Here is a 25,815-nt window from a genome sequence, read left to right as displayed (position 1 = left end):
GCCTCCTCTGACCCGACTCCGCTCGTGAACCACGCCGAACCGAGCCGAACTCCACGAACGCCCGCCATCCCCCGGAATGGAAGACTGACACCATGACCCCTCGGGGACCCGACGACCACGAGACCGGCGATCTACCGGACCCGCCGTATTCGGCGGAGATCCTCGCCGACCTGCACGCCGGTGCACTGCCCGACCGGACAGCCGCACATATCCGTTCCCGCATCGTCGATGACGTTGCCGCACAATCGATCCTGGCCGCGCTGGATCACACCTCCGACGATCTACGCTCCGCCGGTCCGGCGCCCGCACCCGTTCCCGACCAGGTCCGCGCCGACGTCGCGACCACCCTCGCCGCGCTCGGCCGGGATCCCGCACCGGTCGACATCTCGGCCGCACGCCGCGGGCGTCGACCCGCCCGCTCCCGATCGCGCGACGACCGTCGAATGGCCGGCCGTCTGTTGCTGGCTGCCGCCGCAGTCGTCGTCGTCGCGGTCGGAACAGTCGGAATACTGCGGCTGGTCTCGGCGCCCGACGCGACCAATCCCGGGCAGACGCCGCGCGCTCAGTCGTCGTCGGTCCCGACCCCGGCGGGTCCCGCGGGCATCGCGACCGCACTCTCGGTCCTCGGGCGTACCGACGGAGCACCCTTTGGTTCCGTGGAGGCGCTCCGCCGCTGCACCGCCGCGCACCTGGTACCGGTCGAGGTGGTGATCGTCGGTTCCGGTCGAATCCTCGTCGACGGCACCGGGGCCGCCGCGATTCTCTTGTCGACGGGCGTGGCAGGACGTTTCGACGCGCTGATCGTCGGCCTCGACTGTGACCTGGGAAACCCGGCGCTGATCTCACGAGGCATCGTCGGCGGGTGACCGGCACGTCACGAGGCCCAGGGCTGCGCCGACCGGCCGGGGCACGCGTCGCGTCAGCGGGAACATCTCCGCCTACCCTGGTGTTGAAGCAGCCGTGACCCGCCTGGACTGGGCGGGTCTCGCTAAACCCACAGCACGGAGGACAAGTGAGCCAGCCAGAGACCCAGCAGATCCACGAGTTGATCATCATCGGATCTGGTCCTGCCGGGTACACCGCAGCGATCTACGCCGCGCGCGCCGAGCTATCTCCCATCGTCTTCGAGGGCACCCAGTTCGGTGGCGCCCTGATGACGACCACCGAGGTGGAGAACTTCCCCGGTTTCCAGACCGGTATCCAGGGTCCGGCGTTGATGGACGAGATGCGTGAGCAGGCCATCCGCTTCGGCGCCGACCTGCGCATGGAGGACGTGGACACCGTTCGGCTGACCGGCCGGATCAAGGAGGTCGAGGTCGGCGGGGAGATCTACCGAGCCCGCGCCGTCATCCTCGCCATGGGCGCGGCGGCGCGCTATCTCGGCATCGAGGGGGAGCAGCAGCTCCTCGGCCGCGGTGTGTCCGCCTGTGCCACCTGTGACGGTTTCTTTTTCAAGGACCAGGACATCGCCGTCATCGGCGGCGGCGACTCCGCGATGGAAGAGGCCACGTTCCTGACCAAGTTCGCGCGGAGTGTCACGCTGGTCCACCGTCGTGACGAGTTCCGGGCGTCGAAGATCATGCTCGAGCGCGCACGTGCCAACGACAAGATCCGTTTCGTCACCAATGCCGCGGTGCAGTCCGTGGTCGGCGACGGTTCGGTGTCGGGCCTGAAGGTCGAGGACACGCGCACCGGCGAGGTCAGCACCCTCGATGTGACCGGCATGTTCGTCGCGATCGGCCACGACCCGCGCAGCGAGCTCGTCCGCGGGCAGGTCGACCTGGATCCCGAGGGTTACGTCCTGGTCCAGGGACGTACGACCCTCACTTCGCTTCCCGGCGTGTTCGCCGCCGGGGACCTCGTGGACCACACCTACCGACAGGCCATCACCGCCGCGGGCAGTGGATGTTCGGCGGCCATCGACGCCGAGCGCTGGCTGGCCGAGCAGGGTGAGGCAGCCGACCTCAGCGTGGACGACGCCGAAGCGGCCTCCGTTTCCGAGATCGACGCTGTTCAGGCACCCGCCTGAACCGTCAACCACTTACCCCCTGGGCCACCCGGCCCGGTCCGACCAAGGAGATCAGATCATGGGTGCACACACCGTTGCCGTCACCGACACCACGTTCAAGGACGCCGTTCTCGGCGCCGACAAGCCGGTTCTGGTGGACTTCTGGGCCACCTGGTGCGGTCCCTGCCGCATGGTCGCTCCGGTTCTCGAGGAGATCGCTCGCGACCACGGCGACAAGCTGACGGTCGCCAAGCTCGATGTCGACGAGAGCCCGTCGACCGCGCGTGACTTCCAGATCATGTCCATCCCGACCATGATCCTGTTCGACAAGGGTCAGCCGGTGAAGACGATCGTCGGCGCCAAGGGCAAGGCCGCCCTGCTTCGTGAGCTCGACTCGGTCGTCGGCCAGTCGGCCTGACGACCTGCGATTCTCCGCACATCGACGCGACAGTCCGACGGGTGAACGACGTTGCCGTTCCACCCGCGGACTGTTTGCGTTGGTAGTGTCGGCCGTGGTCTCGACCGGAGACCCCTGCACGCCGGATCACGCCGATTCGGCTCCGTGCAGTTTGGTGTAGTGAAGTCCAGCTGCGAGAATGCAGGCTGACGTTTCACCGGTGTACCGCATGGCTACATCGGACATCGCGCAGAGCCGCACCTGCCGCGATTCGTACGAGGGGTGACCAGATGCCATTGTTCCGACTTGGTGATCACGGCTCGGCGGTGGCCGAGATCCGCGCCATCCTCGTCGGACGTGGTCTGTTGCCCGACGATGGATCCTCCAGCGCCACACACGGTGGTTCGGCGAACGGGTGGAATCCACCCGAAGCCGTCTTCGACGAGGCGTGTGACCGGGCCGTCCGTGCGTTTCAGCAGGAGCGCGGCCTGATCGTCGACGGCATCGTCGGCCCGGCGACCTACCGCGTCCTGCGCGAGGCGTCCTACCGGCTCGGCGCTCGAGTGCTCTCGTATCAGCTGTCGGCGCCCATGGTCGGCGACGATGTCGCGACCCTGCAGAGCCGGTTGCAGAACCTCGGTTACTTCACGTCACTGGTCGACGGCGTCTTCGGCCTGACCACTCATAACGCAGTCTGTCTTTACCAGAGTGAATACGGTCTCGCTTCCGACGGGATCTGCGGTCCGGCCACCCTGCGTTCGCTGGAGCGCCTCGGCACGAGAGTGACCGGCGGTTCGCCGTACGCGATCCGCGAGGAGGAGCACGTCCGTCGTTCCGGACCGCAGTTGTCCGGGAAGCGGATCCTCATCGACCCCGGCTCCGGTGGACTCCACGCCCTGTCAACGGGTGAGGTCGCCGATCGCGAGTCGGAACTGCTCTGGGACCTGGGTGCTCGTCTCGAAGGCCGGATGGCGGCCACAGGGATGCAGACGTTCCTGTCGCATGACGGTCGGGGGCGTCCCGGGGACGACGAGCGCGCTCGCGTCGCGAATCTGATGGACGCCGACCTGATGATCTCGCTCCGCTGCGGCCATTACCGGAACGCGCGCGCCAACGGTGTCGCGTCGTTCTACTTCGGCAACAACGACTCGTACTCGACGATCGGGCGCAACCTCGCCGGCTTCATCCAGCGGGAGATCGCGGCACGCACGCCGTTGTCGGACTGCCGGACTCACGAGCGCACCTGGGATGTCCTTCGGCTCACCAGGATGCCGGTGGCGCTCATCGACGTCGGTTACATCACGAACCCGAACGACGCTGCAGTGCTTGCTGATTCAGATTGGCGCAACGTCATCGCCGACGCCATCGTGGTGGCGGTGAAGCGACTGTACCTGCTCGATCAGGACGATCGTCCTACGGGTACTTATACTTTCGCGGATCTGCTGGCCGCGGAGAACAGCTCCCGCTGATCCGCTGCGGCCCGGTTCCCACCGGGACCGCCGTCCGCTGCCGACCGGCCAGATCCATCTCGGCCATCACCACCAGTTTCTGCAGCGCACTCTCCACCTCGACCTTCCAGCCGAGTCCTTCGTCGAGCTCCAGTCGGAAACGCGGGAACCTCTGGTGAGACGACACGACGTCGAACCCGGAATCTTTCAGAAACGACGCGTCATTCATACAGTTCGTGCAGAGGTCGGTCTGCGGGTCATCGAGAATCTCACGCGCGACTTCGACGATCGCCTCATCCGACCAGAGCTCGAGATCGTCGGCCACCCCACCCGCGCTCCCGGCGAGCACAAAGGGATCCGCGCCGGACCCGTTCCGTACCAGACCGAACGATTCGACCGCCCGGACGCCTCGTCGGATCAGGTCGCCCAGCACCGCGTCCAGCAGGATGGTGGCGACTTCGTCGTGGCCGGGCTCGGTACGGATGTTGGTGAGCAGCACGGCGTCGTGGCTGACCGGCGACGTAGGGAAGTGCTGCGACCGCGGAACACGATTGGGCGGCGCGTAGAAGGCTGTACCGATGACAGTATTCGTGCTCGATTCGATCGCGACCTGCCCGCACGCACCCCAATCGAGGAGAAGACCCGAGATCCACGCCTCCTTGTCGAACTCGCTCTCGTAGGGTTCGAGATCGCCGGGGCCCGGTGCCGTGCCGCGGCTTGTCTGCGCCACGGGCTCGACTTCCCAGAAGACGCATTTGCGGGTGTGGTGGGGGAGCGAGGCGAAGGATCCCAGTTCCAACCGAGTGACGGACACACTCATGTCGATGCGCCCCGGTCGAGAATTCCACGGATGCCGAATGTAGTAGCGCAACAACAGCTTTCGCTGTACAAGCGCCCGCTGGCTACGTCAATCGTCACTGTGACATTACTTCCGCGTCTAGGTGGTACCGGAAATCCCGCGTCGAAATTCACTTCTTCGGATCGATGAACTGGACAATGCGTTCCAGGTCGTCGACCGAGCCGAACTCCACCACGATCTTGCCTTTTCTTTTCCCTAGACTGACTGTAACCCTGGTGTCCAGACTGTCGGACAGTCTCTCCGCGAGATCCTGGAGGCCCGGCATCTGCATCGGACGGCGTTTCGGTGCCGACGGAGATTTCGCTTCCGGACCGTCGCCACGATTGGCGAGCGTGACAGCTTCTTCGGTCGCCCGCACCGACAATCCTTCGGCGACGATCCGCGCCGCGAGAGCTTCCTGAGCGTCGCTTCCGGTCTCGAGGGACAGGAGAGCGCGGGCATGGCCGGCCGACAGCACCCCCGCCGCGACCCGGCGTTGCACCGGAATCGGGAGTTTGAGCAACCGGATCATGTTGCTGATCAGCGGGCGAGAACGGCCGAGGCGAGAGGCGAGCTCCTCGTGCGTCACACCGAACTCCTCGAGCAGCTGCTGATAGGCCGCCGCTTCTTCGAGTGGGTTGAGCTGCGCACGGTGAATGTTCTCCAACAAAGCATCGCGCAGCATGTCACCGTCAGGCGTCTCCCGCACGATCGCGGGGATGGCCTCGAGCCCTGCCTCCTGGCTTGCCCGCCACCGGCGCTCACCCATGACGATCTGATAGGCGATCCCATCCGCGGTGGGCTGCTTGAGTCGGCGCACCACGATGGGCTGCATCAGTCCGAACTCTCGAATCGAGTGCACGAGCTCCGCCATCGCCTCGTCATCGAAGACGGTTCTGGGCTGACTGGGATTCGGCTGGATCTCCTTCGGGGGCAACTCGCGGTACACCGCGCCCGCCTCTTCCGGGCTGAGAGGTTGCGTCCCGGTCGCCTGCGTAGCGGCAGTCGACGAGGTCTTGACGCCATCATCAGCTGTCGTCGGACCCTTGCCGATGACGACATCCGCTGCGGCGTTGCCGAGGCGCGGGGCGCCCGATTGGTCGTCGGCAGGCCCCGTCGGAATCAGCGCCGCGAGCCCTCGTCCGAGTCCACCCCGGCGCTGAGCAGCGTCTCGTTGACTCATTGGTGCTCCCTTTCGCGATGATGGTCGTCAGTCGGCGTGTCACGTGAACCGAGGCGATACCGGATCACGCCGGCGCCCCCTCGGCAGCCCGCAACGCCAGTTCGCGTGCGGCATCGAGGTAACTCATTGCGCCGCGAGAGCCGGGGTCGTACTCGATGATCGTCATCCCGTAGCCGGGGGCCTCGGACACCTTGACGCTTCGCGGGATGATCGTGCTCAGCACCTTGTCGCCGAAGTGGCGCCGCACTTCTTCGGCCACCTGGTCGGCCAGTTTCGTCCTGCCGTCGTACATCGTCAGCACGATCGTGGAGACGTGGAGCTCACGGTTGAGGTGCGCCTGTACGAGTTCGATATTGCGCAGCAACTGTCCGACGCCCTCGAGTGCGTAATACTCGCACTGAATCGGGATGAGAACCTCACGGGCTGCCACCATCGCGTTGACGGTCAGCAGACCCAGTGATGGGGGACAGTCGATGAACACGTAGTCGATCTGGTACTTGGCAAGCACATCGTCGGCGAGCGCATTACGCAATCGATTCTCGCGGGCCACCAGCGACACGAGTTCGATCTCGGCGCCGGCCAGATCGAGAGTCGCAGGTACGCAGAACAGGCCGCGCTGGCTGGGCGACTCCTGGATCGCTTCCTCGAGGGTCACTTCACCGAGCAACAGCTCGTACACCGATGCGATGTCCTGCGCACGATGATCGATGCCGAGCGCGGTACTGGCGTTGCCCTGGGGGTCGAGATCGACGACCAGAACGCGAAGACCGCGCAGTGCGAGCCCGGCCGCGAGGTTGACGGTCGTCGTGGTCTTCCCGACGCCGCCCTTTTGATTGGCGACGGTCATGATCCGTGTATGCGGCGGTTTGGGTAGTTGCCCCGCACCCCCGGGAGTCAGTACCTGGCTCGCGCGCTCTGCGGCCATGGCGATAGGGGTGTCGGCGAAGGGCTGGCCGTCAACTCCGGGGTGACCCCCTGCCGGGGTTTCACGTGAAACATTCGGGTCTTGATCGACCACGCGTGGACTCCTTTGACCGACCTCGTACGGACTCGCGTCCGTACCGCCGGCGGCTGTAGCTGCCGACCCCACGGTCGCGGAAGCGTCCATTGCAGCACCTTCGGGGGTGCCGACAGAACGCTTCCTATTCTGCGCCCTTCGCGGACTCCACACCAATCCGATCGCCTCCTCAGCGCCGTCCGGAACGGCCACCGCGCGACCGCTCGGTCTTGGTTCCCACGATCACGGTCGTCGGCGTTTCGAGAACGCGATCGCCACACGTGTGAACCGTCAGTTCTGTGATCCCAGAGCGCCCGACCACCGCCCGATCTCGTTCGATCTCTTCGGCTGCTGACGACCCTTTGATCGCGATCATCTGGCCTCCGGGCCGGACCAGGGGAGCGGACCATTTCGCCAATCGTTCGAGCGGCGCGACGGCTCGCGACGTCACCACATCGGCGGGCTCGACGACGGCGCGTACCGCCTTCTCTTCGGCTCGCCCACGGATCACGATCACGTTGTCCAACGAGAGCGCGGCAGCAGCACGGTCCAAGAAGGTGCTGCGTCGGAGGAGCGGTTCGATGAGAGTGATCGAGAGATCCGGGCGTGCGATGGCGAGGGGGATGCCAGGGAGGCCGGCACCGCTGCCGATGTCGATCACGCGCGATCCGTCGGAGATGAGCTCGCCGAGTACGCCGCAGTTGAGGATGTGACGATCCCACAGTCGCGGGACCTCTCGCGGCCCCATGAGTCCGTGGTCGATCCCGTCGGTGGCGAGGATGCGCCAGTAGTCCACCGCCAGCGCCACCCGCTCACCGAAGACATCAGTCGCGATGTCTGGCGGAACCGCCAACACATCAAGATCGTGCTCGTGCTCGGGTTGTGCGTCAGACGGCACTTCGCCTCCGTTCGAGTGGGATTCCTAGACAGTGTTTCACGTGAAACCCAACCCTCTGGCAGGTCGGTGCACATCGGGTCCAGGCGCCATGTTTCACGTGAAACACATCGGTGTGATTCGACGACAAACCGGCGGATCAGAACGCGGCGTCCCGTCGAATCCGAGATCGACATCTGCGTCGCATACGCCCCCTCCGCCCCCTAATCCGAGAGGTCCTCAAGACTGCGGCCCCCTGGGGTGTCAGAAGTGCAAGCCGCCAGGCACTGCAAGCGACGAATGTGGTCGAGGTCGACGAGCCTTGATAGATTCGCGACGCATCTCGCCAGGACCCTTCGTGACGCTCGCAAGCTCCGGCCTCCTCAGGGAGCGGTGGTTCCCTCGTAGCCCACGACGGCCGCCAGGCCGCAGATACCGAGGAGCGAGCTCGGGAGCGATACAACCTGCTCCCCGAGGAGCGACCTTGCGAGCGGCACCACCCGCTCCCTGAGGAGCGACCTTGCGAGCATCACCCCCGCTCCCTGAGGAGCGAGCCTGCGAGCGTCACGAAGGGTCTTGGTGGGCCGGGTTGCGAAGACCCTTCGTGACGCGCCCTCCGCAAGCTCCGGACGCTCCTCAGGGAGCAGGGGGTGACGCGCCCTCCGCAAGCTCCGGACACTCCGCAGGGGCAGAACTAGACGCGGCCTCCGCAAGCTCCGGGGTCACCTCTGGGTGCAGGGGGCAGGTCGATCTGTCGGATCAGGGGAGCACGGACTCGGATATTCACGAGTGTTCTTCCATGGTCCACAACAGTCGCCAGGCTGAAGATAGTGACGTGCGAGCCCTGCGCCACCCAGCTCGCTGAGGTGCGAGCGAAGCGAGCCTCGAAGGGTCTGATGACGACCGTTTCGATTGACACTCCGGTCCCGGAAGGAAGCGTCACGTGACAATTCGACCAGTTTACGTCCGGACCAAGCAGCGAGCGGTGTCGTTGGCCAGTGGCGACGGATGGCGCGGGTATGCCAACCCGCCGGAGAGTCACTGCCGCGGTCCGCGCTGCCAACACCCGGAACTGCCCTGGCGTCACAGCGGCCGCCGAGACAGCAACTCGGCAGCCGCTCGACCGAACGGGCCTCGACCCGGGCCGGGCAATGAACGGCTTTGGGCTCCCTCGTCGCGTCCGGCACACGTGGCCATCCACCGCGCTACGAGGACGTCCATGGTGCGAGTTGGCGCTACCGCCATGTGCAGCAACGTCGCCGCCTGAGTCGGCCACCGGGCGCGAGGGATCGAGGCATCCGAAGGTGACGATTACGCATTCCGCCGGCGACATCCCGGGACGTTCGACCACAACCCGAGTTCCAAGGGGCGCCGACCGTCGACTCGATCGTGCCCAACAACGCCCCGCGCGCATCCGTTCTGTTCGCCGCCTCATCGGACGGCTCGTGTTTCACGTGAAACAACAACCGTGTAAGTAGCCCACAATGCGCTACGCCGACGAAGCGCCACCCGCTATCGCGGCACACAACCCAAGAAGTACCCGGAAACGAAGCAGGCCCCGACCGAGACGGTCGGGGCCTGTTCACCTCCGTGGGGGAGGGGAGTACTTGCTACGAGGGGAGGACCACCACGCGACGTTTCGGCTCTGCACCCTCGCTCTCGCTGACGACGCCGTCGACGACCGCGACCGCGTCGTGCACGATCTTCCGCTCGAACGGGGTCATCGGATCCAGCGCTTCGCGCTCGCCGGACGACAGGACTCGCTCGGCGACCTCACGACCGAGGCGTGCCAGCCGATCACGGCGATCAGCCCGCCAGCGGGCGATGTCGAGCATCAGGCGGCTGCGTTCACCTGTCGCCTGCTGGACCGCAAGGCGGGTCAGCTCCTGGAGCGCGTCGAGGACCTCGCCCTTGCGCCCGACGAGCTTCGTCAGGTCGTCGCCGCCATCGATGCTGACGACTGCTCGGTCGCCATCCACATCCAGGTCGATGTCGCCATCGAAGTCGAGGACGTCGAGCAACTGCTCGAGGTAGTCGCCGGCGATCTCGCCTTCTTCGACCAGACGGTCTTCGTCGTCCTCGTCCTCATCCGAGTCGTCCTCATCCGAGTCGTCCTCATCGGTCTCGTCGTCGACGTCGGTCGCGGCCGCCTCGTCATCGTCGGCGTCGCTATCCGCCGCTTCCGTGACGGCGTTGTCCGCCACCGCGCCGTCGTCGCCGACAGCCGACGAAGACGTATCGGCCTGGTCCTCGGTCTGGGGTCCCGCCGTGGTCTCGGCGTCCGTACCGGCTTGAGTTGCAGTCTCTGCTGTCATCTCATTCACCTAACTTCTGTGCTTCATCGAACAAGTCTGGGGCGGTCATCGTTTGCCACCGCGTTTGTTTCCGCGTTTGGCTGTCGAACGGCTTCCGCGGTTGTGGTTCTGCTTCTTGCCCGGGGCGGCGCCGGCGCCTGGACGTGTGGGCTTCTGACCCGGCTTGGGTTTGGCTCCCGCCCCGGTGTCCGCTGCGGCGGTCGTCGACTCGTCGGGCGATGCATCTGCGTCGACACCGTCGGTCCCGGCCTTGTCCGACGATCCGTCCTTCGAGAGGGAGACGCTCGTCGAGTCGGCGCCGTTGGTGTTCGTCGCGGCGGGCTTCTTCTTCCGGTCGGGTCGCGCGCCCGGCTTCGGCGCATTGGCCTTCAGCTTCTCCTGCTTGAGGAGCTTGGCCTCTTCCTCTTCCTTGGCGATGTGCCCGAAGACGATGTGCTGCTGACCGTAGGTCCAGATGTTGTTGCTCATCCAGTACAGGAGGATGGCGACCGGGAAGAACGGGCCGGTCACGAGGATGCCGATCGGGAAGACGTACAGCGCGAGGTTATTCATCATCCGGGTCTGCGGATTCTCCAGCGCCGCTTCGGGCTGACGGGCAACCGACGCACGCGAGTTCAGGTGCGTCGCGATGGAGGCGACGATCATCATGGGGATGACGACGAACGCGATCTGCGGGCGCGTGAAGTCGATGGGGGAGCCGGGCTCGACGAAGGCCTGGAACTCGGTCGCCGGCTCGACGAGGTAGGACGACAGCGGGACACCGAAGAGGCGGGCGTCGAGGAAGTTCTGCACTTGTTCGGCGCTGAACACGTAGTTGCCCTGGGACCGGGTCTCTGCCGCACTCATGCCGAGCTGACCCATGCCGGTGCCCATGCGGTTGAACGAGCGCAGCACGTGGAACAGACCGATGAAGACCGGGATCTGGAGCAGCATCGGCAGGCAGCCGAGCATCGGGTTGAACCCGTGCTCCTTCTGCAGCTTCTGCATCTCCTCGGTCATCTTGACCCGATCCTTGGCGTACTTCTTACGGATCGCCTGGAGCTGCGGGTTGATCTCCTGCATCTTCTTCGTGGTGCGGATCTGCTTCACGAAGGGCTTGTAGAGAATCGCACGCAGGGTGAACACGAGGAACACCACCGACAGGGCCCAGGCGATGCCGTCGCCACCGGGGGAGTTCGGTGTGACATGGCTGAAGAGCCAATGCCAGACCCACATGATCCCGGAGACCGGGTAATAGATGAAGTCGAGCACGGGTCAGTTACCCCTCACTTGTTGTACTCACAGAGCACGCGTCTCGCCGGACGCGTGCTGATGGTTTCGAGGTCGGTGTGTGCCGGTCGCCGAGCGCCACAGGTCGCGGCACAGTTCGCCGAAGCCGCGTTCGGGAACCGGGTCGTAACCGGGTTTGTGCCAGGGTCCGCACTTCGCGAGCCGGATGACCGACAGCACCGAGCCGTAGAGGAAGCCGTGCCGGTCCAGTGCCTCGACCGCATATCCCGAGCAGGTGGGTTCGAACCGGCAGGACGGCAGACGCATCGGCGACACCCAGGTGCGGTACAGCTCGATGAGGAAGATGACGGTGCGGCGGGGGAGGAGGCGGAGTCCGCGCCACAGGCGCGCGCCGGATCCGCTCGAGGCCGCGTGCGGAGTCGTCGAATCCGCCTCGGTCTCAGGCGACGGCGTGGTGTCGGTGGTGCCGCTCATCACCGCGGTCCCGCTCCATCGGCCGACGCCGCGACGGCCTCGGTCAGGGCGAGGACACGACGACTGGTGAACGCGTCGCGGAGCTGGTCGGCGAGCTCGTCGCTGGATCGCTCGGCCGCGCTTCGGCGGGCACGGACGACCACATAGGTCTCGTCGGGAAGCAGATGCGATGCGCCGGCGAATGCCGCGCGCAGTCGGCGGGCGACGAGATGGCGCGTCACCGCATTGCCGACGGATTTGCTGACCACGAGACCGAACCAGGGACCACCGGACATCGCCACGTCCCGTCGAAGGCCGCGGGGGTCGGGCCATTCACGACCGACCATCGCGAGATGGACGACGAAGTCACGACTGTTCACCCGCGCACCGGACTTGAGGGTGCGAGAGAAGTCGGATCCCCGTGAGATCCGATGAAGGGGCGCAGTCATCGAACAGCTGACCGGGCCCCGTACGGGACCCGGTGAGAGCCGACGATCAGGCGGTGAGCTTCGCGCGGCCCTTGGAACGACGGCCGCTGACGATCGCACGTCCGGCGCGGGTCCGCATGCGCAGACGGAATCCGTGCACGCGAGCGCGACGACGATTGTTCGGCTGGAAAGTACGCTTGCCCTTGGCCACGGTGACTCCTTGTGCTCCCTGTGGGCACGCCGGTTACCCGGGCATGACCCACATGTTGTGGTTGGTCTGTTGATCCAGGACGGTGCCGAACTGGTGTCGGTGATGACTCGGCGAACACGGAAGTTCGCCGCGCAAATCCGCAACCTGGATGACCAGTCGAGACTACTGACACCGGGCGTCCAAATCAAACGGCGACGTCCGTTCTCCGGGACCGTTCGCGACCAGTGTGTTCTCGGCCACGAAAGCAAGATTGTCAGCAGAATCGAGTCAAACGTCCCGATCGCTTTGTGGCCCTCCCCGACCTCTGTTACGTTCACTCACAGCGTCGGCCACCCCTCCCGTCGAGGTAGATCTTCGAGGACCTGGCTCCGACCGAAGTCCCCAGTTCGTCACCTTTGTACACAGGTGTGGATAACCCTGTGGAGAGACGGGGACTCCGGCGCAGATGCCACCGCTCTCGTGATCGCTGGTAGTTTTCCGGACCAGGAGGCCAGCCCCGTGACTTCAGACCGAGACACTTTCGGCGAGGTGTGGCAACAGGTCGTCGCCGAACTCAACGACGACGAAGCCGCACGCGACCACGAACCACTGACACGCCAGCAGAAGGCGTGGCTGTCACTGGTTCGACCCCTGACCCTCACCGAAGGCTTCGCCCTGCTGACCGTGCCGACGGCGCTGGTCCAGGAACAGATCGAACGCAATCTCCGGGAGACCATCCGCTCGGTCCTCAGCCGCCACCTCGACGAACCCGTCGATCTCGGCGTCCGTATCGCCACCCCGCGCAACGACGAGCCGGTGGCGGAAACACCCGTTCCCGACGTACGGCCCATCGCCGGAGCGGCCGCAGCGGTCGACTACACGGCCGCACCCGTGGGCGCGGGCCGCGCGCCGTCCCCGGTGCCGGAGTCGACGCGCCCGTCCGGCGACTGGGCGTCGTACTTCGCCGAGCGGCCGACCTCGACGCCGCCGGCCACCGGCGCAAACCTCAACCCCAAGTACACCTTTGACACCTTCGTCATCGGCGCGTCGAACCGGTTCGCGCACGCCTCGGCGGTGGCGGTCTCGGAAGCCCCCGCCCGGGCCTACAACCCACTGTTCATCTGGGGAGAGTCCGGACTCGGCAAGACGCACCTGCTGCACGCCGCGGGCCATTACGCGCAGCGCCTCTTCCCGGGCATGCGGGTCAAGTACGTGTCCACCGAGGAATTCACCAACGACTTCATCAACTCGCTCCGCGACGACCGGCGGGTGGCGTTCAAGCGCCGGTATCGCGACGTCGATGTGCTGCTGGTCGACGACATCCAGTTCCTCGTGGGCAAAGAAGGTATCCAGGAAGAGTTCTTCCACACCTTCAACACCCTGCACAACGCGAGCAAGCAGATCGTCATCTCCTCTGACCGGCCGCCGAAACAGCTTGCGACACTTGAAGATCGGCTTCGTACGCGGTTCGAGTGGGGCTTGATCACCGATGTCCAGCCGCCCGATCTGGAGACCCGGATCGCGATTCTGCGCAAGAAGGCGCAGATGGACAACATCGCGGTTCCCGACGACGTTCTCGAACTCATCGCGTCGAAGATCGAGCGCAACATCCGTGAACTCGAGGGTGCACTCATCCGCGTGACGGCGTTCGCGTCGCTCAACGACGCCGCTCTCGACAAGTCACTCGCCGACGTCGTCCTGCAGGCCCTGCTCCCCAACTCGGGGACCCTGGAGGTCAGCGCGGCGAGCATCCTCGCGATCACCGCCGAGTACTTCGACATCTCTGTCGAGGAACTACGAGGTCCCGGTAAGACACGGTCGATCGCCCAGGCCCGCCAGATCTCCATGTACCTGTGTCGTGAGCTCACCGACCTCTCGCTGCCGAAGATCGGCGAGACCTTCGACCGCGATCACACGACGGTGATGTACGCCGAACGGAAGATCCGCAAGGAGATGGCCGAGCGCCGCCGGGTGTACGACCACGTCCAGGAACTCACCGCCCGCATCAAGCAGCGCGCCGTGGGCTGACACGCGCACACCTACAGCTCTCCGCACCCCCGAGGCCACGACGGCCCGGGGGTGCGGTCGTCCGGGGGTGTTCCGCCGCCCGCAGTGGCATCCGATGGCGACTGCGATGGCCCCTCCGAATGCCAAGTCTGGTCCTCGGGTCGAGAGTCTTCGCCGCCGTGGACCGCCTTCCCACAGTCGGATTCGGCCGACATCGACCCTGCTCACGATCGATCACCAGCTGTGCACAATCCTTGGGATAACCGGGGTCGGCATGTGCATCGCCGGTGGACGCCGCGCGAACAACACGAGAACTCCACATCCCCGAAGGGATCCGCTCGACGTTGCTCCACCGGTCATGCACACGTCCACACCCGCCCGGACTGGCCCGATGTCATGGTTGTCCACAGATTGCACAACTCCTATTACTGAGATGGATCCCTCTAGAAAGAGATTCTTTTGTAAGAAGGTCTGTGCACAGACCGTCGCCGATCGCGTCGCCCGCGGCCGGCTCCGACGACGGTCTGACTTGGCCCCAACCACTCCGGCTCGGGCGGCGGCGTTCTACAGTGGGATTCCCGGATGCGGGATCCCACTCCAGGCCGGCCGACCCACTGCGCCGCCGACCCGGCGATCCAGGCGGGAACGAGAACGAGAGAAGGGCAACCTCCCAGCATGAAGTTTCGTGTCGCGCGTGACGAGTTCGCTGATTCCGTCGCCTGGGTGGCCCGCAGTCTCCCGTCTCGTCCGCCCGTCCCGGTTCTCGGCTGTGTGGTGCTCAACGTCGGCGAAACGGGCCTGACCGTCTCGGGTTTCGACTACGAGGTCTCGGCCCAGGAAAATCTGGGCGCGGAGGTCGCCGAGCCCGGACAGGTCCTGGTCTCCGGTCGGCTCCTCGCCGACATCACCAAGGCCCTGCCGAACAAACCGGTCGATGTGACCCTCGACGGTGCACGCGTCGCGATCACCTGTGGCAGCGCGAAGTTCTCGCTCCCGACGATGCCGGTCGAGGACTACCCGCAGTTGCCCGACGTGCCCTCCGTCACCGGAACGATCCCGTCGCAGCTCTTCGCCGAGGCGATCTCGCAGGTGGCCGTGGCGGCCGGCAAGGACGACACCCTGCCCATGCTCACCGGTGTCCGCGTCGAGATCGAGGGCAACTCCGTCGTCCTCGCCGCTACCGACCGTTTCCGCCTCGCGGTGCGTGAATTGCAGTGGGAGCCTTCCGATCCCGACACCAAGGGGGCCGTACTGGTGCCCGCGAAGACGCTCTCGGAGAGCGCCAAGACCGCAGGTGCCGAGGGCACCGGCGTCGTCTCGCTGGCGTTCGGTGGTGGCGCGGCCATCGGATCCGACGGCATCCTCGGCATCCTGGGAGAGACCAAGAAGACCACCACCCGCCTGCTCGACGCGGAGTTCCCGAAGTTCCGTCAGCTGCTCCCGGCCAGCCACACCGCCGTCGCCACCATCGACAGTGGCCCGCTGATCGAGGCGATCCGGCGTGTGGCCCTGGTCGCCGAGCGCGGCGCGCAGGTCCGGATGGAGTTCTCCGAGGGATCCGTGCTGCTCACCGCGGGCGGCGACGAGGCCGGCAAGGCCGAGGAAGAGCTGCCCGTGTCGTTCCAGGGTGAGCCCCTCACGATCGCGTTCAATCCCGGGTACCTGCAGGACGGGTTGTCGGCGATCAACGCCGACGCGGTGGACTTCGGATTCACCACCCCCAGTCGGCCTGCCGTCCTCCGCCCGGCCAGCGGAGAGGATCCGGTCGCGGACGAGTCCGGCGCCTTCGTCGCTCCCGAGAGCGCGTTCAGCTACCTGTTGATGCCCGTCCGCCTCCCGGGCTGACGGCCGCCACGGCCTCACCGTCCTCAGGATCGACGCCGACTCGTGTTCGTCCGTGAGCTGCATCTGCGCGATTTCCGATCGTGGCGGGCCGTCGACCTCGATCTGGCACCCGGGCCGACGGTCTTCACCGGCCGCAACGGCTTCGGCAAGACCAATCTGCTCGAGGCGCTGTTCTATCTCTCGACGCTGCGCTCACACCGGGTGAGTTCCGATGCACCGCTCGTACACGCGGGATCGGCGTCGGCGTCGGTAACCGCGACGGTCGAGAACGACGGCCGTGAGCTGACCGCCGAGCTGCGGATCAATGCCGAGGGCGCCAACAAGGCGACCATCAACCGCAGCCCGGCGCGGCGGCCCCGCGACCTGCTCGGCATCCTCCGTACGGTGCTGTTCGCGCCCGAGGACCTGTCCCTGGTGCGTGGTGACCCGAGCGACCGACGACGCTTCGTCGACGAGCTCGTCGCGCAGCGGGGTCCCCGATTCGCCGCCGCCCGCGCAGACTACGACCGGGTCCTGCGTCAGCGGTCGGCCTTGCTCAAGACTGCCGCCGCGGCGCTGAGACGTGGTGGGCAACAGGCAGATTCGGTGGTCAGCACGCTCGATGTCTGGGACGGTCAGCTCGCGGATCTCGGCGGTCAGGTGATCGCCGCGCGGTTGTCGGTGCTCGCCGAGCTCGAGCCGCACTTCACCGGCTCGTATGCGTCGATCGCGCCGCATTCACGGCCGGCCGTGCTCCGGTATCGTCCCGCCGGCGGTGTGGAGATCGAGGAACACACACCCGAGGCGATCGCCGACGTGCTGGCACTACGCCTGACGGAGTTGCGCGACAAGGAGATCGAGCGGGGCTTGTGTCTCGTCGGTCCGCATCGCGACGACATCGACATCGTCCTCGGCAGCGATATCGCGAAAGGCTTTGCCTCACACGGGGAATCCTGGTCGTTGGCACTGGCTCTGCGCCTCGGCTCCGTCGAGCTCACCCGCGCCGAAGGTGTCGAGCCGGTGATCATGCTCGATGACGTGTTCGCCGAACTCGACGCCAAGCGGCGCGCGCAACTCGTCGATTTCACCGCCGACGCCGAGCAACTCCTCATCACCGCCGCCGTCGCCGAGGACATCCCCGGGCGGATCGGTGGCCGGCGGATCGGCGTCGATGTGGTCGACGACGATGCGGGCCGGCGGTCGCACATCGTCGACTCTGCGCTCGACGATGTGACGGCAGCGGGGGAGGAAGCCCATGAGTGACGATCGCCCGTCCGGGTCCCCGGATCCTGCCGACCCCGCACCACGGCCGACACCGCCCGGCGAACTCGGCGGGTACGAGCGTGCCCGCAAGGCGCTCGAGGAGGCCCGGGCCCAGGCCCGCGCCGCGGGTAAGTCGGTCGGCAGGGGCCGGGCGTCACCCGTCCGTCGGGTCCCGCGCGGATCCCAGGGGCGTCGACGCTGGTCCGGCTCCGGTCCGGATCCGCGGGATCCGCAGCCCTTCGGCCGGCTCGTCGGAGGTCTGGCGAAGGATCGCGGGTGGCAGGAGAAGATCGGCGAAGGCACCCTGTTCGGGATGTGGGAACAGATCGTGGGTTCGGACATAGCCGCTCATGCGAAGCCGGTTGCGTTGCGCGACAACGTCCTCCACGTGCAGGCCGAGTCGACGGCATGGGCGACGCAACTTCGCTACATCCAGGCCCAGATCCTCGCCAAGATCGCGGCCGCCATCGGCAACGGCCAGGTCACCTCGTTGCGGATCAGCGGTCCGAAGGGCCCGTCGTGGCGTAAGGGTGAACGGCATGTGCGCGGGCGCGGCCCACGCGACACCTACGGCTGACGCGCCGCTAGCAGACTCGACCGCACTTTACTAGTTGCAGAGCCTCGTGGGCCGTTTTCCATCCCCAAGCCACGATCGAACCGGGATCGAGGCAAAAAAATCGTTCTGAGGGCCTGTTAGCGGCCCCGGATGCGCGTTCCAGGGCGAGTCAGGCAGTACACTGTGGAGAGTTGTCCCGACAGGGGTGCACAACAGCAGACAGACAGCGCCTCCAGGCTACCCGGATGTACCCACCGGGTATCCCTGTGCGCGCAACCGCCGTGTGCCCCGTCGAGAAGGATCGACGACGGATCCGGAGACCACCTGATCCGTCGATGAGCAGAACAGGAGCGGACGCACCTCGTGGCCGACACCAACGACACCGGACCGAAGAAGAACAAGAAGAAGCCGTCAGAGTATGGCGCCGATTCGATCAACATCCTCGAAGGTCTGGAAGCCGTCCGCAAACGGCCCGGCATGTACATCGGATCCACCGGTGAGCGAGGGCTGCACCACCTGATCTGGGAAGTCGTCGACAACTCGGTCGACGAGGCGATGGCCGGCTTCGCCTCGCGCGTCGACGTGACCCTCCTGGCCGACGGCGGCGTCCAGGTCGTCGACGACGGCCGCGGCATCCCGACCGGCATGCACCGCACGGGCGTGCCGACGGTCGAGGTCGTCATGACCCAGCTGCACGCCGGCGGCAAGTTCGACTCCGACGCCTACGCGGTGTCCGGTGGTCTGCACGGCGTCGGCATCTCGGTGGTCAACGCGTTGTCCACCAAGGTGGAGCTGGAGATCCAGAACGACGGATTCAACTGGGAGCAGACCTACACCTACGCGACACCCGGCGCCCTCGAGAAGGGGACCCCGACGCGCAAGACCGGCACCACGGTGCGGTTCTGGCCGGACCCCGAGATCTTCACCGAGACCACACGATTCAACGCCGAGACCGTGGCGCGTCGTCTGCAGGAGATGGCCTTCCTGAACAAGGGCCTCACCATCACGCTGACCGATCAGCGTCCACAGGCCATCGAGCCGCCGGGTGACGCCGACGGTGACGAGGAGAGCGGCACCACCGAGGCCGCCGAGGCGGTGAAGTCCGAGGAGGAGAAGGCCGCCGCCGCGGCCAAGCCGAAGACTCGGACCTATCACTACCCCGACGGGCTCGTCGACTACATCAAGCACCTCAACCGGACCAAGCAGTCGATCCACACCACCGTCGTCGGCTTCACCGGCCAGGGCACCGGCCACGAGGTCGAGGTCGCGATGCAGTGGAACGCAGGCTATTCCGAGTCGGTCCACACCTTCGCCAACACCATCAACACCCACGAGGGTGGTACCCACGAAGAGGGTTTCCGCGCCGCGCTGACCCTCACCGTGAACAAGTACGCGGTGGACAAGAAGCTCATCAAGGACAAGAAGGAAGACCGCCTCTCGGGTGACGACATCCGCGAGGGCCTCGCCGCGGTGATCTCGGTGAAGGTCGGTGATCCGCAGTTCGAGGGCCAGACCAAGACGAAGCTGGGCAACACCGAGGTCAAGGGATTCGTCCAGCGCGTTTGCAGTGAGCACCTCGGACACTGGTTGGAGGCCAACCCGGCCGAGGCGAAGACGATCATCAAGAAGATCGTCGAGTCGCAGCGGGCCCGGATGGCAGCACGCAACGCCCGCGATCTGGTGCGCCGCAAGACCGCCACCGACATCGGTGGCCTCCCCGGCAAGCTCGCCGACTGCCGCAGCAACGACCCGAGCAAGTGCGAGGTCTACATCGTGGAGGGCGACTCGGCCGGCGGCAGCGCCAAGTCGGGCCGCGACTCGATGTATCAGGCGATCCTTCCGTTGCGCGGCAAGATCATCAACGTCGAGAAGGCGCGCATCGACCGGGTGCTCAAGAACACCGAGGTCCAGTCGATCATCACCGCCTTCGGCACGGGCATCCACGACGAGTTCGACATCAGCAAGCTCCGCTATCACAAGATCGTGCTGATGGCCGACGCCGACGTCGACGGTCAGCACATCTCGACCCTCCTGCTCACCCTGCTGTTCCGCTTCATGCGGCCGCTCATCGAGCACGGTCACGTGTTCCTCGCGATGCCGCCGCTGTACAAGCTCAAGTGGCAGAAGTCGGCTCCGGAGTTCGCCTATTCCGACCGCGAGCGGGACGGACTGCTCGAGGCCGGTCGTGCGGCGGGCAAGAAGATCAACACCGACGACGGCATCCAGCGGTACAAGGGCCTCGGCGAGATGAACGCCAAGGAACTGTGGGAGACCACCATGGACCCGGCCGTGCGTGTCCTGCGCCAGGTCACCCTCGACGATGCCGCGGCCGCCGACGAACTGTTCTCCATCCTGATGGGTGAGGACGTCGCCGCCCGACGCAGCTTCATCGCCCGCAACGCGAAAGACGTTCGCTTCCTCGATGTCTGATCGCGGGTTCCTGCGATTCCGCTCCGATCGGAGAAAGTACACACATGACTGACACCACCCTTCCGCCCGCCGGCGGTGAAGGCGATCGCATCGAGCCCGTCGATCTCGGGCAGGAGATGCAGAAGAGCTACATCGACTACGCGATGAGCGTCATCGTGGGCCGCGCTCTTCCCGAGGTCCGCGACGGTCTCAAGCCGGTGCACCGCCGCCTCCTCTACGCGTCCTTCGACGCGGGGTTCCGCCCGGACCGCAGCTACGTCAAATCGGCGAAACCCGTTGCGGAGACGATGGGTAACTACCATCCGCACGGCGACACCGCGATCTATGACGCCCTGGTGCGCCTCGCCCAGCCGTGGTCGATGCGGTACCCGCTCATCGACGGTCAGGGCAACTTCGGCTCGCGGGGCAACGACGGCGCCGCGGCGATGCGTTACACCGAGGCCCGGCTCACCCCGCTGGCCATGGAGATGCTGCGCGACATCGGCGAGGAGGCAGTCGATTTCGTCCCCAACTACGACGGCAAGACGAATGAACCGACGGTCCTGCCGTCGCGTATCCCGAACCTGCTGATCAATGGTTCCGGCGGTATCGCCGTCGGTATGGCGACGAACATGCCCCCGCACAACCTCAACGAGGTTGCCGATGCGGTGTTCTGGGCGCTGGAGAACCACGACGCCGACGACGAGACCACCCTCGCCGCGTGCATGGAGTGCATCAAGGGACCCGACTTCCCCACGGCCGGACTGATCGTCGGCAGCCAGGGGATCAAGGACGCCTACACCACCGGGCGCGGCAGCATCCGGATGCGCAGTGTCGTCGACATCGAGGAGAACAAGGGATCCACCACGCTGGTGGTCACCGAGTTGCCCTACCAGGTCAACCCGGACAACCTGATCCAGTCGATCGCCGAGCAGGTCAACGAGGGAAAGCTGAAGGGCATCAGCCGGATCGAGGATCAGTCCTCGGACCGCGTCGGCATGCGGATCGTGGTGACGCTGCGTCGCGACGCCGTCGCCAAGGTCGTCCTGAACAACCTGTACAAGCACAGCCAGTTGCAGACCAGCTTCGGTGCGAACATGCTGTCCATCGTCGACGGCGTGCCCCGCACGCTGCGTCTGGACCAGATGATCCGCTACTACGTGGCGCATCAGATCGACGTCATCGTGCGACGGACGCGGTACCGGTTGCGCAAGGCCGAGGAGCGCGCCCACATCCTGCGCGGTCTGGTGAAAGCCCTTGACGCGCTTGACGAAGTGATCGCGCTGATCCGCCGCTCGGCCAACACCGAGACCGCGCGTACCGGCCTGATCGACCTCCTCGACATCGACGAGATCCAGGCCGATGCCATCCTCGCGATGCAGTTGCGCCGTCTGTCGGCCCTGGAACGTCAGAAGATCGTCGATGAACTCGCCGAGATCGAACTCGAGATCGCCGATTACAAGGACATCCTCGACCGGCCCGAGCGTCAGCGCGCCATCGTGCGCGACGAGCTCAAGGAGGTCGTCGAGAAGTACGGTGACGAGCGTCGGACCAAGATCATCGCGGCCGACGGCGATGTGAGCGACGAGGATCTGATCGCCCGCGAGGACGTCGTCGTCACGATCACCGAAACCGGATACGCCAAACGCACGAAGACCGACCTGTACCGCAGCCAGCGTCGCGGCGGCAAGGGTGTGCAGGGTGCCGGGCTCAAGCAGGACGACATCGTCAAACACTTCTTCGTGTGCTCGACCCACGACTGGATCCTGTTCTTCACCACCAAGGGTCGCGTCTACCGCGCCAAGGCCTACGAGCTGCCCGAGGCTAACCGCACCGCCCGTGGTCAGCATGTCGCCAACCTCCTGGCCTTCCAGCCGGAGGAGCGGATCGCCCAGGTCATCCAGCTGAAGACCTACGAGGATGCGCCGTATCTGGTGCTCGCCACCCGCAACGGCCTGGTGAAGAAGTCGCGACTGGTCGACTTCGACTCCAACCGCTCCGGCGGCATCGCGGCGATCAACCTGCGTGGCGAGGACGAATTGGTCGGCGCCCAATTGTGCAGCGCCGACGATGATCTGCTCCTGGTGTCGCAGAAGGGACAGTCGATCCGGTTCCACGCCGACGACGAAGCCCTGCGGCCGATGGGCCGGCAGACCTCCGGCGTCCAGGGCATGCGGTTCAACACCGACGACACGCTGTTGTCACTGAACGTCGTCCGCGAGGGCACCTACCTGCTGGTCGCCACGTCCGGCGGGTACGCCAAGCGGACCGGTATGGACGACTACCCGGTGCAGGGTCGCGGCGGCAAGGGTGTGCTGACGATCGCCCACGATCGTCGACGCGGTGAACTGATCGGCGCGCTCATCGTCGACGACGACTCCGAGCTCTACGCCATCACCTCGGGGGGCGGCGTCATCCGCACCACGGCGAAATCGGTGCGCAAGGCCGGACGCCAGACCAAGGGTGTCCGTCTGATGAACATCGACGAGGGCACCACGGTCATCGCCATCGCCCGCAACGCCGACGAGCCGGACGAGACAGAGGTCTCTTCCTAGGCGTTAGGGTGAAGGCCACTGTTGCTCGACCCGTCGCGAGTCGACGGGTCGGGAACGGTGGGTTCGGACCCGGCGCCGAGCGAGCAACGTCAGGAACGCCTGAGTGAGGGAATGTCTGTGAGCACACCGAACGAGCCGCATCAGGACCAGAACGGGCGCCCCGCCGGGGGACCGGCGGGACCCGGAACGGGAACCCCGACCGGGGGACTGGTGCCGCCGTGGCAGCGGGGGCCGGCCGACGATCCGTCAGCCGCCCCGACCGAGACGTTCAACCGCGACGCCGCCCAGCGTCCGAGCACCGGTGAGGGCCCGGCAGGCCCGCCGCTGAACAACCCGGGCGGCCCGCCGCCGCGTGGCGTCGTGACGAACAGCGGCACCGCTGCCGCCAGCATGAGCGGCCAGCAGGCCCCGGTGACCAAGCTCGAGAGTCCGCGACGGGCGGGTGCCGCGACGGCGACCGAGGAACCCGGCTTCGTCGAGTCTCCCACCAGCACCATCGATCGGGGACACCTCCCGGAGAACGACCTGCCCGACCTCGATCAGATCCACCACACGGCGGACCTGAAGCGACCCGAGACGGCACAGGCGCCGGGATCCAAGCCCTCCGCACCGCGGTCGGCGCCTCGCCAGGTACTCGCCGCCGGGACCGCGCTGCGCGCCTCGGTGCAGGTGCGTCGGATCGACCCGTGGGCGACGTTCAAGGTCGCGGCCGTGCTGTCGGTGGTCGGGTTCTTCATCTGGATGATTTCCGTCGCCGTGCTGTACCTCATCCTCGACGGCATGGGCGTGTGGGATCAGGTGAACAACAGCTTCGGAACGCTCATGGCGGAGGAATCGGCCGCGAGTAACGACGTGATCGGGGCGGGCACCGTCTTCGGCGCCGCGGCGCTCCTGGGCGCCATAAACGCGATCCTGCTGACCGCGCTCGCGACGATCGGCAGCTACATCTACAACATCTGTGCCGACCTCGTCGGCGGCGCCGAGGTGACTCTCGCCGACCTCGATTGAGCGAGCCCCTGACCAGCCGTTTTGTTTGTTGGGGCATCGGTCGGGTAATCTCACTCCTCGGTTCAAGGGCCTATAGCTCAGGCGGTTAGAGCGCTTCGCTGATAACGAAGAGGTCGGAGGTTCAAGTCCTCCTAGGCCCACTGCGACAGATGTTTTCGGACATCGGAATCTCGCATCCCGCCGAACCGATCGGTACGGCACGGGGCCTTAGCTCAGTTGGTAGAGCGCTGCCTTTGCAAGGCAGATGTCAGGAGTTCGAATCTCCTAGGCTCCACAAATGCTGGCCCGCGGAGTTATCGCTCATTCAGTCTGGTAGCACATAGCGTGAACCGCGACGTTGCCCTACCAGAATCAGTCGGCCGTCTTCCACCAGCCGCTTCAGTACCGAGCGGGCTTGAGGCGGGATGGTCTGGCAGAGCTCGGCGGCCTGACTACGGGTTATCGAACCGTACGCGGTCACATAGTCTAGGATCATTCGTTCCTGCTGGAGCGGATCGACGCCTTTCACACGCACGTAGGCGTTGCGATCTTGCGCAAGATCGTAGAAGCGCGCGGTCAGGTGGTATTTCCGACTGCGACCGACACCGCGAGACTCGAGGATGCCCCTCTCGACGAGCTGCCCAAGGCTAGTCCTGGTGCTCGCAGGAATGAGATGCAACTCCTCAGCGACTTCGCTACTCGTCGCCGAGCCCGAAGTCTTCACCTCGTGGACAATCCGCAACTCGTCGAGGCTCAGTGGTTGCTGGTGTTCGTTCTCCCATGTGAGTAAGAAACGAACCAGATCCAGGTCTGCGTTTCCGAGGGGGACGGTGACCACAACCGAGTCGCTGGTGCTGTGTGAGTAGTCAGGGACGTCTCGTCCGGCCCTTAGCTGCTGTTCGAACATGTCATTGACACCCTTGCCCTTCCTCTCGACCAAGCCGGCGCGTTTGAACGCTCCAGCGAGAATCAGGCTTCGAGGTCTGGACTGGTCAAGAATGTTCTGCGTGGTGACGCCCGGTGGAAATCCGCCCGGACTGGAGACCACGAAACTGCCGTCCGTCAGCTGCAACCGTATGGGACCAACAGCGGTGTAGTCGCGGTGTACCAACGCATTCGCGACAGCTTCCCGACGAGTGATCGATGGGATGAGTGGAACTTCAACACGCAGGAGCCCAGCCATGACTTCCGTGACTGTGTTCTGTGCATCTACGAGGTCGCGCAGCTTCTCAGCCGTCTTTAGTAGTGGTTCCACCATTTGGATGTTTGTGGGTGGGTGCCCGCTGCGTACGTCTTGGAACAACACTTCAGCGTTTGGGACCCATCGTTGCACCGCGGACCCAGTTCCGAAGAGAAGGACTGCCCCGATGCTGACCGGGGCGGACAAAGGTACGAGCCCGAGAGCCCGGAGTATATCTGGGTCGGAGAGGTCTGCAAGATCGTCTCCCGACGCAAGGCACATCCGACGAAAACGATTGAACTCAAACGGATCGAGGTCAGTCAGGGTTGCGTCCCACGCTGCAGAGGCTGCGAAATCCTGACCGCGGGTGATCATGCCCATGCTGACAATCTCATGCGCGGTCATAGGGGCGCATTCTGGCTCGCCCGTAGACTTGATCACGCGCTTGGTGAAGACTCCCAACTTCGTGCCGACGGGGCCAGGGTCGGCGCGGGGAACATCAATCCGGATGATCTCTTGACCGTCGACGCTCTCCAACCGAACGCCCACCGCGAGCGCAGGCTCGGTATTGTGGCGTGTCCCCCGTGAACCGGTCCGGGTGGTTCTAGAGTCCTGATTGCCCTGTTGAGGGCGGAGAAGGGACGATAGGGATCATGGCGGGACGGAAGCGTCA

21 protein-coding genes and 2 tRNA genes are annotated in these 25,815 nt (G+C 65.7%); 13 read left to right on the top strand and 10 right to left on the bottom strand.

Annotated elements, in window-relative coordinates:
• Window positions 1-92 precede the first annotated feature (92 nt).
• From B1818_RS21105 to B1818_RS21090, 4 genes are all read left to right on the top strand, one after another.
• Window positions 93-866 (top strand): hypothetical protein, encoded by a 774-nt coding sequence (locus B1818_RS21105; RefSeq protein WP_058252982.1) that lies wholly within the window; start codon window positions 93-95, stop codon window positions 864-866.
• Between the two features lie 146 nt (window positions 867-1,012).
• Entirely contained in the window at window positions 1,013-2,029 is a 1,017-nt protein-coding gene (trxB, locus tag B1818_RS21100) for a thioredoxin-disulfide reductase (RefSeq protein WP_065630850.1), read from the top strand.
• 58 nt (window positions 2,030-2,087) lie between these two features.
• On the top strand, window positions 2,088-2,426 hold the full coding sequence (gene trxA / locus B1818_RS21095) for a thioredoxin (RefSeq protein WP_058252984.1): 339 nt from the start codon (window positions 2,088-2,090) through the stop codon (window positions 2,424-2,426).
• Between the two features lie 269 nt (window positions 2,427-2,695).
• A complete protein-coding gene (locus B1818_RS21090; protein ID WP_078113883.1) occupies window positions 2,696-3,874 on the top strand; it encodes an N-acetylmuramoyl-L-alanine amidase in 1,179 nt (392 codons plus the stop codon).
• Here B1818_RS21090 and B1818_RS21085 read toward each other — a convergent pair.
• The 9 genes from B1818_RS21085 to rpmH all read right to left on the bottom strand — a co-directional run bounded on the left by B1818_RS21085 (window position 3,819) and on the right by rpmH (window position 12,382).
• Window positions 3,819-4,673, bottom strand: coding sequence for a hypothetical protein (locus B1818_RS21085; RefSeq protein WP_078113882.1), 855 nt, complete (start codon window positions 4,671-4,673; stop codon window positions 3,819-3,821). The genes B1818_RS21090 and B1818_RS21085 overlap by 56 nt on opposite strands.
• 148 nt (window positions 4,674-4,821) lie before the next feature.
• A complete protein-coding gene (locus tag B1818_RS21080; RefSeq protein WP_058252987.1) occupies window positions 4,822-5,874 on the bottom strand; it encodes a ParB/RepB/Spo0J family partition protein in 1,053 nt (350 codons plus the stop codon).
• Window positions 5,875-5,938: 64 nt separating this feature from the next.
• Window positions 5,939-6,892, bottom strand: coding sequence for a ParA family protein (locus B1818_RS21075; RefSeq protein ID WP_058252988.1), 954 nt, complete (start codon window positions 6,890-6,892; stop codon window positions 5,939-5,941).
• A gap of 169 nt (window positions 6,893-7,061) precedes the next feature.
• On the bottom strand, window positions 7,062-7,769 hold the full coding sequence (rsmG, locus tag B1818_RS21070) for a 16S rRNA (guanine(527)-N(7))-methyltransferase RsmG (RefSeq protein ID WP_058252989.1): 708 nt from the start codon (window positions 7,767-7,769) through the stop codon (window positions 7,062-7,064).
• 1,586 nt (window positions 7,770-9,355) lie between these two features.
• Complete coding sequence (locus B1818_RS21065; RefSeq protein ID WP_078113881.1) at window positions 9,356-10,060, bottom strand: R3H domain-containing nucleic acid-binding protein; 705 nt, start codon at window positions 10,058-10,060, stop codon at window positions 9,356-9,358.
• A 45-nt stretch (window positions 10,061-10,105) separates the two neighbouring features.
• On the bottom strand, window positions 10,106-11,311 hold the full coding sequence (gene yidC / locus B1818_RS21060) for a membrane protein insertase YidC (RefSeq protein WP_078113880.1): 1,206 nt from the start codon (window positions 11,309-11,311) through the stop codon (window positions 10,106-10,108).
• Between the two features lie 27 nt (window positions 11,312-11,338).
• A complete protein-coding gene (gene yidD, locus B1818_RS21055; protein ID WP_058252992.1) occupies window positions 11,339-11,764 on the bottom strand; it encodes a membrane protein insertion efficiency factor YidD in 426 nt (141 codons plus the stop codon).
• On the bottom strand, window positions 11,764-12,192 hold the full coding sequence (gene rnpA / locus B1818_RS21050) for a ribonuclease P protein component (RefSeq protein ID WP_078113879.1): 429 nt from the start codon (window positions 12,190-12,192) through the stop codon (window positions 11,764-11,766). Before rnpA ends, yidD begins: the two co-directional genes overlap by 1 nt.
• A 46-nt stretch (window positions 12,193-12,238) precedes the next feature.
• The gene (rpmH, locus tag B1818_RS21045; RefSeq protein WP_004020968.1) at window positions 12,239-12,382 is read right to left on the bottom strand and encodes a 50S ribosomal protein L34; all 144 of its coding nucleotides are present in this window, start codon (window positions 12,380-12,382) and stop codon (window positions 12,239-12,241) included.
• A 498-nt stretch (window positions 12,383-12,880) separates the two neighbouring features.
• Between rpmH and dnaA the strand changes: the two genes are divergently transcribed.
• From dnaA to B1818_RS21000, 9 genes are all read left to right on the top strand, one after another.
• Entirely contained in the window at window positions 12,881-14,389 is a 1,509-nt protein-coding gene (gene dnaA, locus B1818_RS21040; protein WP_078113878.1) for a chromosomal replication initiator protein DnaA, read from the top strand.
• Window positions 14,390-15,043: 654 nt separating this feature from the next.
• On the top strand, window positions 15,044-16,213 hold the full coding sequence (dnaN, locus tag B1818_RS21035; RefSeq protein ID WP_058252995.1) for a DNA polymerase III subunit beta: 1,170 nt from the start codon (window positions 15,044-15,046) through the stop codon (window positions 16,211-16,213).
• Between the two features lie 42 nt (window positions 16,214-16,255).
• Window positions 16,256-17,455: a DNA replication/repair protein RecF gene (gene recF / locus B1818_RS21030; protein WP_078113877.1), complete on the top strand. Its 1,200-nt coding sequence runs from the start codon at window positions 16,256-16,258 to the stop codon at window positions 17,453-17,455.
• Complete coding sequence (locus B1818_RS21025) at window positions 17,448-18,032, top strand: DUF721 family protein (RefSeq protein ID WP_058252997.1); 585 nt, start codon at window positions 17,448-17,450, stop codon at window positions 18,030-18,032. Before recF ends, B1818_RS21025 begins: the two co-directional genes overlap by 8 nt.
• Window positions 18,033-18,374: 342 nt before the next feature.
• The gene (gyrB, locus tag B1818_RS21020; RefSeq protein WP_058252998.1) at window positions 18,375-20,441 is read left to right on the top strand and encodes a DNA topoisomerase (ATP-hydrolyzing) subunit B; all 2,067 of its coding nucleotides are present in this window, start codon (window positions 18,375-18,377) and stop codon (window positions 20,439-20,441) included.
• Window positions 20,442-20,485: 44 nt separating this feature from the next.
• A complete protein-coding gene (gyrA, locus tag B1818_RS21015; protein WP_078113876.1) occupies window positions 20,486-22,975 on the top strand; it encodes a DNA gyrase subunit A in 2,490 nt (829 codons plus the stop codon).
• A gap of 117 nt (window positions 22,976-23,092) precedes the next feature.
• Window positions 23,093-23,983, top strand: coding sequence for a DUF3566 domain-containing protein (locus B1818_RS21010; protein WP_078113907.1), 891 nt, complete (start codon window positions 23,093-23,095; stop codon window positions 23,981-23,983).
• 66 nt (window positions 23,984-24,049) lie between these two features.
• Window positions 24,050-24,123, top strand: a tRNA-Ile gene (locus tag B1818_RS21005).
• 61 nt (window positions 24,124-24,184) lie between these two features.
• Window positions 24,185-24,257, top strand: a tRNA-Ala gene (locus B1818_RS21000).
• Window positions 24,258-24,287: 30 nt separating this feature from the next.
• Here B1818_RS21000 and B1818_RS20995 read toward each other — a convergent pair.
• Window positions 24,288-25,547 carry a crosslink repair DNA glycosylase YcaQ family protein gene (locus B1818_RS20995; protein ID WP_254859780.1) on the bottom strand — a complete coding sequence of 420 codons (1,260 nt, stop codon included), beginning with the start codon at window positions 25,545-25,547 and terminating at the stop codon, window positions 24,288-24,290.
• Window positions 25,548-25,815: the final 268 nt, after the last annotated feature.

Origin of the sequence: Gordonia sp. IITR100, from assembly GCF_002009645.1 — a bacterium.
GTDB classification, from domain to species: domain Bacteria; phylum Actinomycetota; class Actinomycetes; order Mycobacteriales; family Mycobacteriaceae; genus Gordonia; species Gordonia hongkongensis.
The sequence above is the reverse complement of the archived record's forward strand: the minus strand, read 5'-3'. Positions and strand labels throughout refer to the sequence as shown.

Coding starts and splice junctions, on each gene's coding strand:
- B1818_RS21105 (WP_058252982.1), top strand. CDS start 93: ATGACCCCTCGGGGACCCGACGACCACGAGACCGGCGATCTACCGGAC.
- trxA (WP_058252984.1), top strand. CDS start 2,088: ATGGGTGCACACACCGTTGCCGTCACCGACACCACGTTCAAGGACGCC.
- B1818_RS21090 (WP_078113883.1), top strand. CDS start 2,696: ATGCCATTGTTCCGACTTGGTGATCACGGCTCGGCGGTGGCCGAGATC.
- B1818_RS21085 (WP_078113882.1), bottom strand. CDS start 4,673: ATGAGTGTGTCCGTCACTCGGTTGGAACTGGGATCCTTCGCCTCGCTC.
- B1818_RS21080 (WP_058252987.1), bottom strand. CDS start 5,874: ATGAGTCAACGAGACGCTGCTCAGCGCCGGGGTGGACTCGGACGAGGG.
- B1818_RS21065 (WP_078113881.1), bottom strand. CDS start 10,060: ATGACAGCAGAGACTGCAACTCAAGCCGGTACGGACGCCGAGACCACG.
- yidD (WP_058252992.1), bottom strand. CDS start 11,764: ATGAGCGGCACCACCGACACCACGCCGTCGCCTGAGACCGAGGCGGAT.
- rnpA (WP_078113879.1), bottom strand. CDS start 12,192: ATGACTGCGCCCCTTCATCGGATCTCACGGGGATCCGACTTCTCTCGC.
- dnaN (WP_058252995.1), top strand. CDS start 15,044: ATGAAGTTTCGTGTCGCGCGTGACGAGTTCGCTGATTCCGTCGCCTGG.
- B1818_RS21025 (WP_058252997.1), top strand. CDS start 17,448: ATGAGTGACGATCGCCCGTCCGGGTCCCCGGATCCTGCCGACCCCGCA.
- gyrA (WP_078113876.1), top strand. CDS start 20,486: ATGACTGACACCACCCTTCCGCCCGCCGGCGGTGAAGGCGATCGCATC.
- B1818_RS20995 (WP_254859780.1), bottom strand. CDS start 25,547: ATGACCGCGCATGAGATTGTCAGCATGGGCATGATCACCCGCGGTCAG.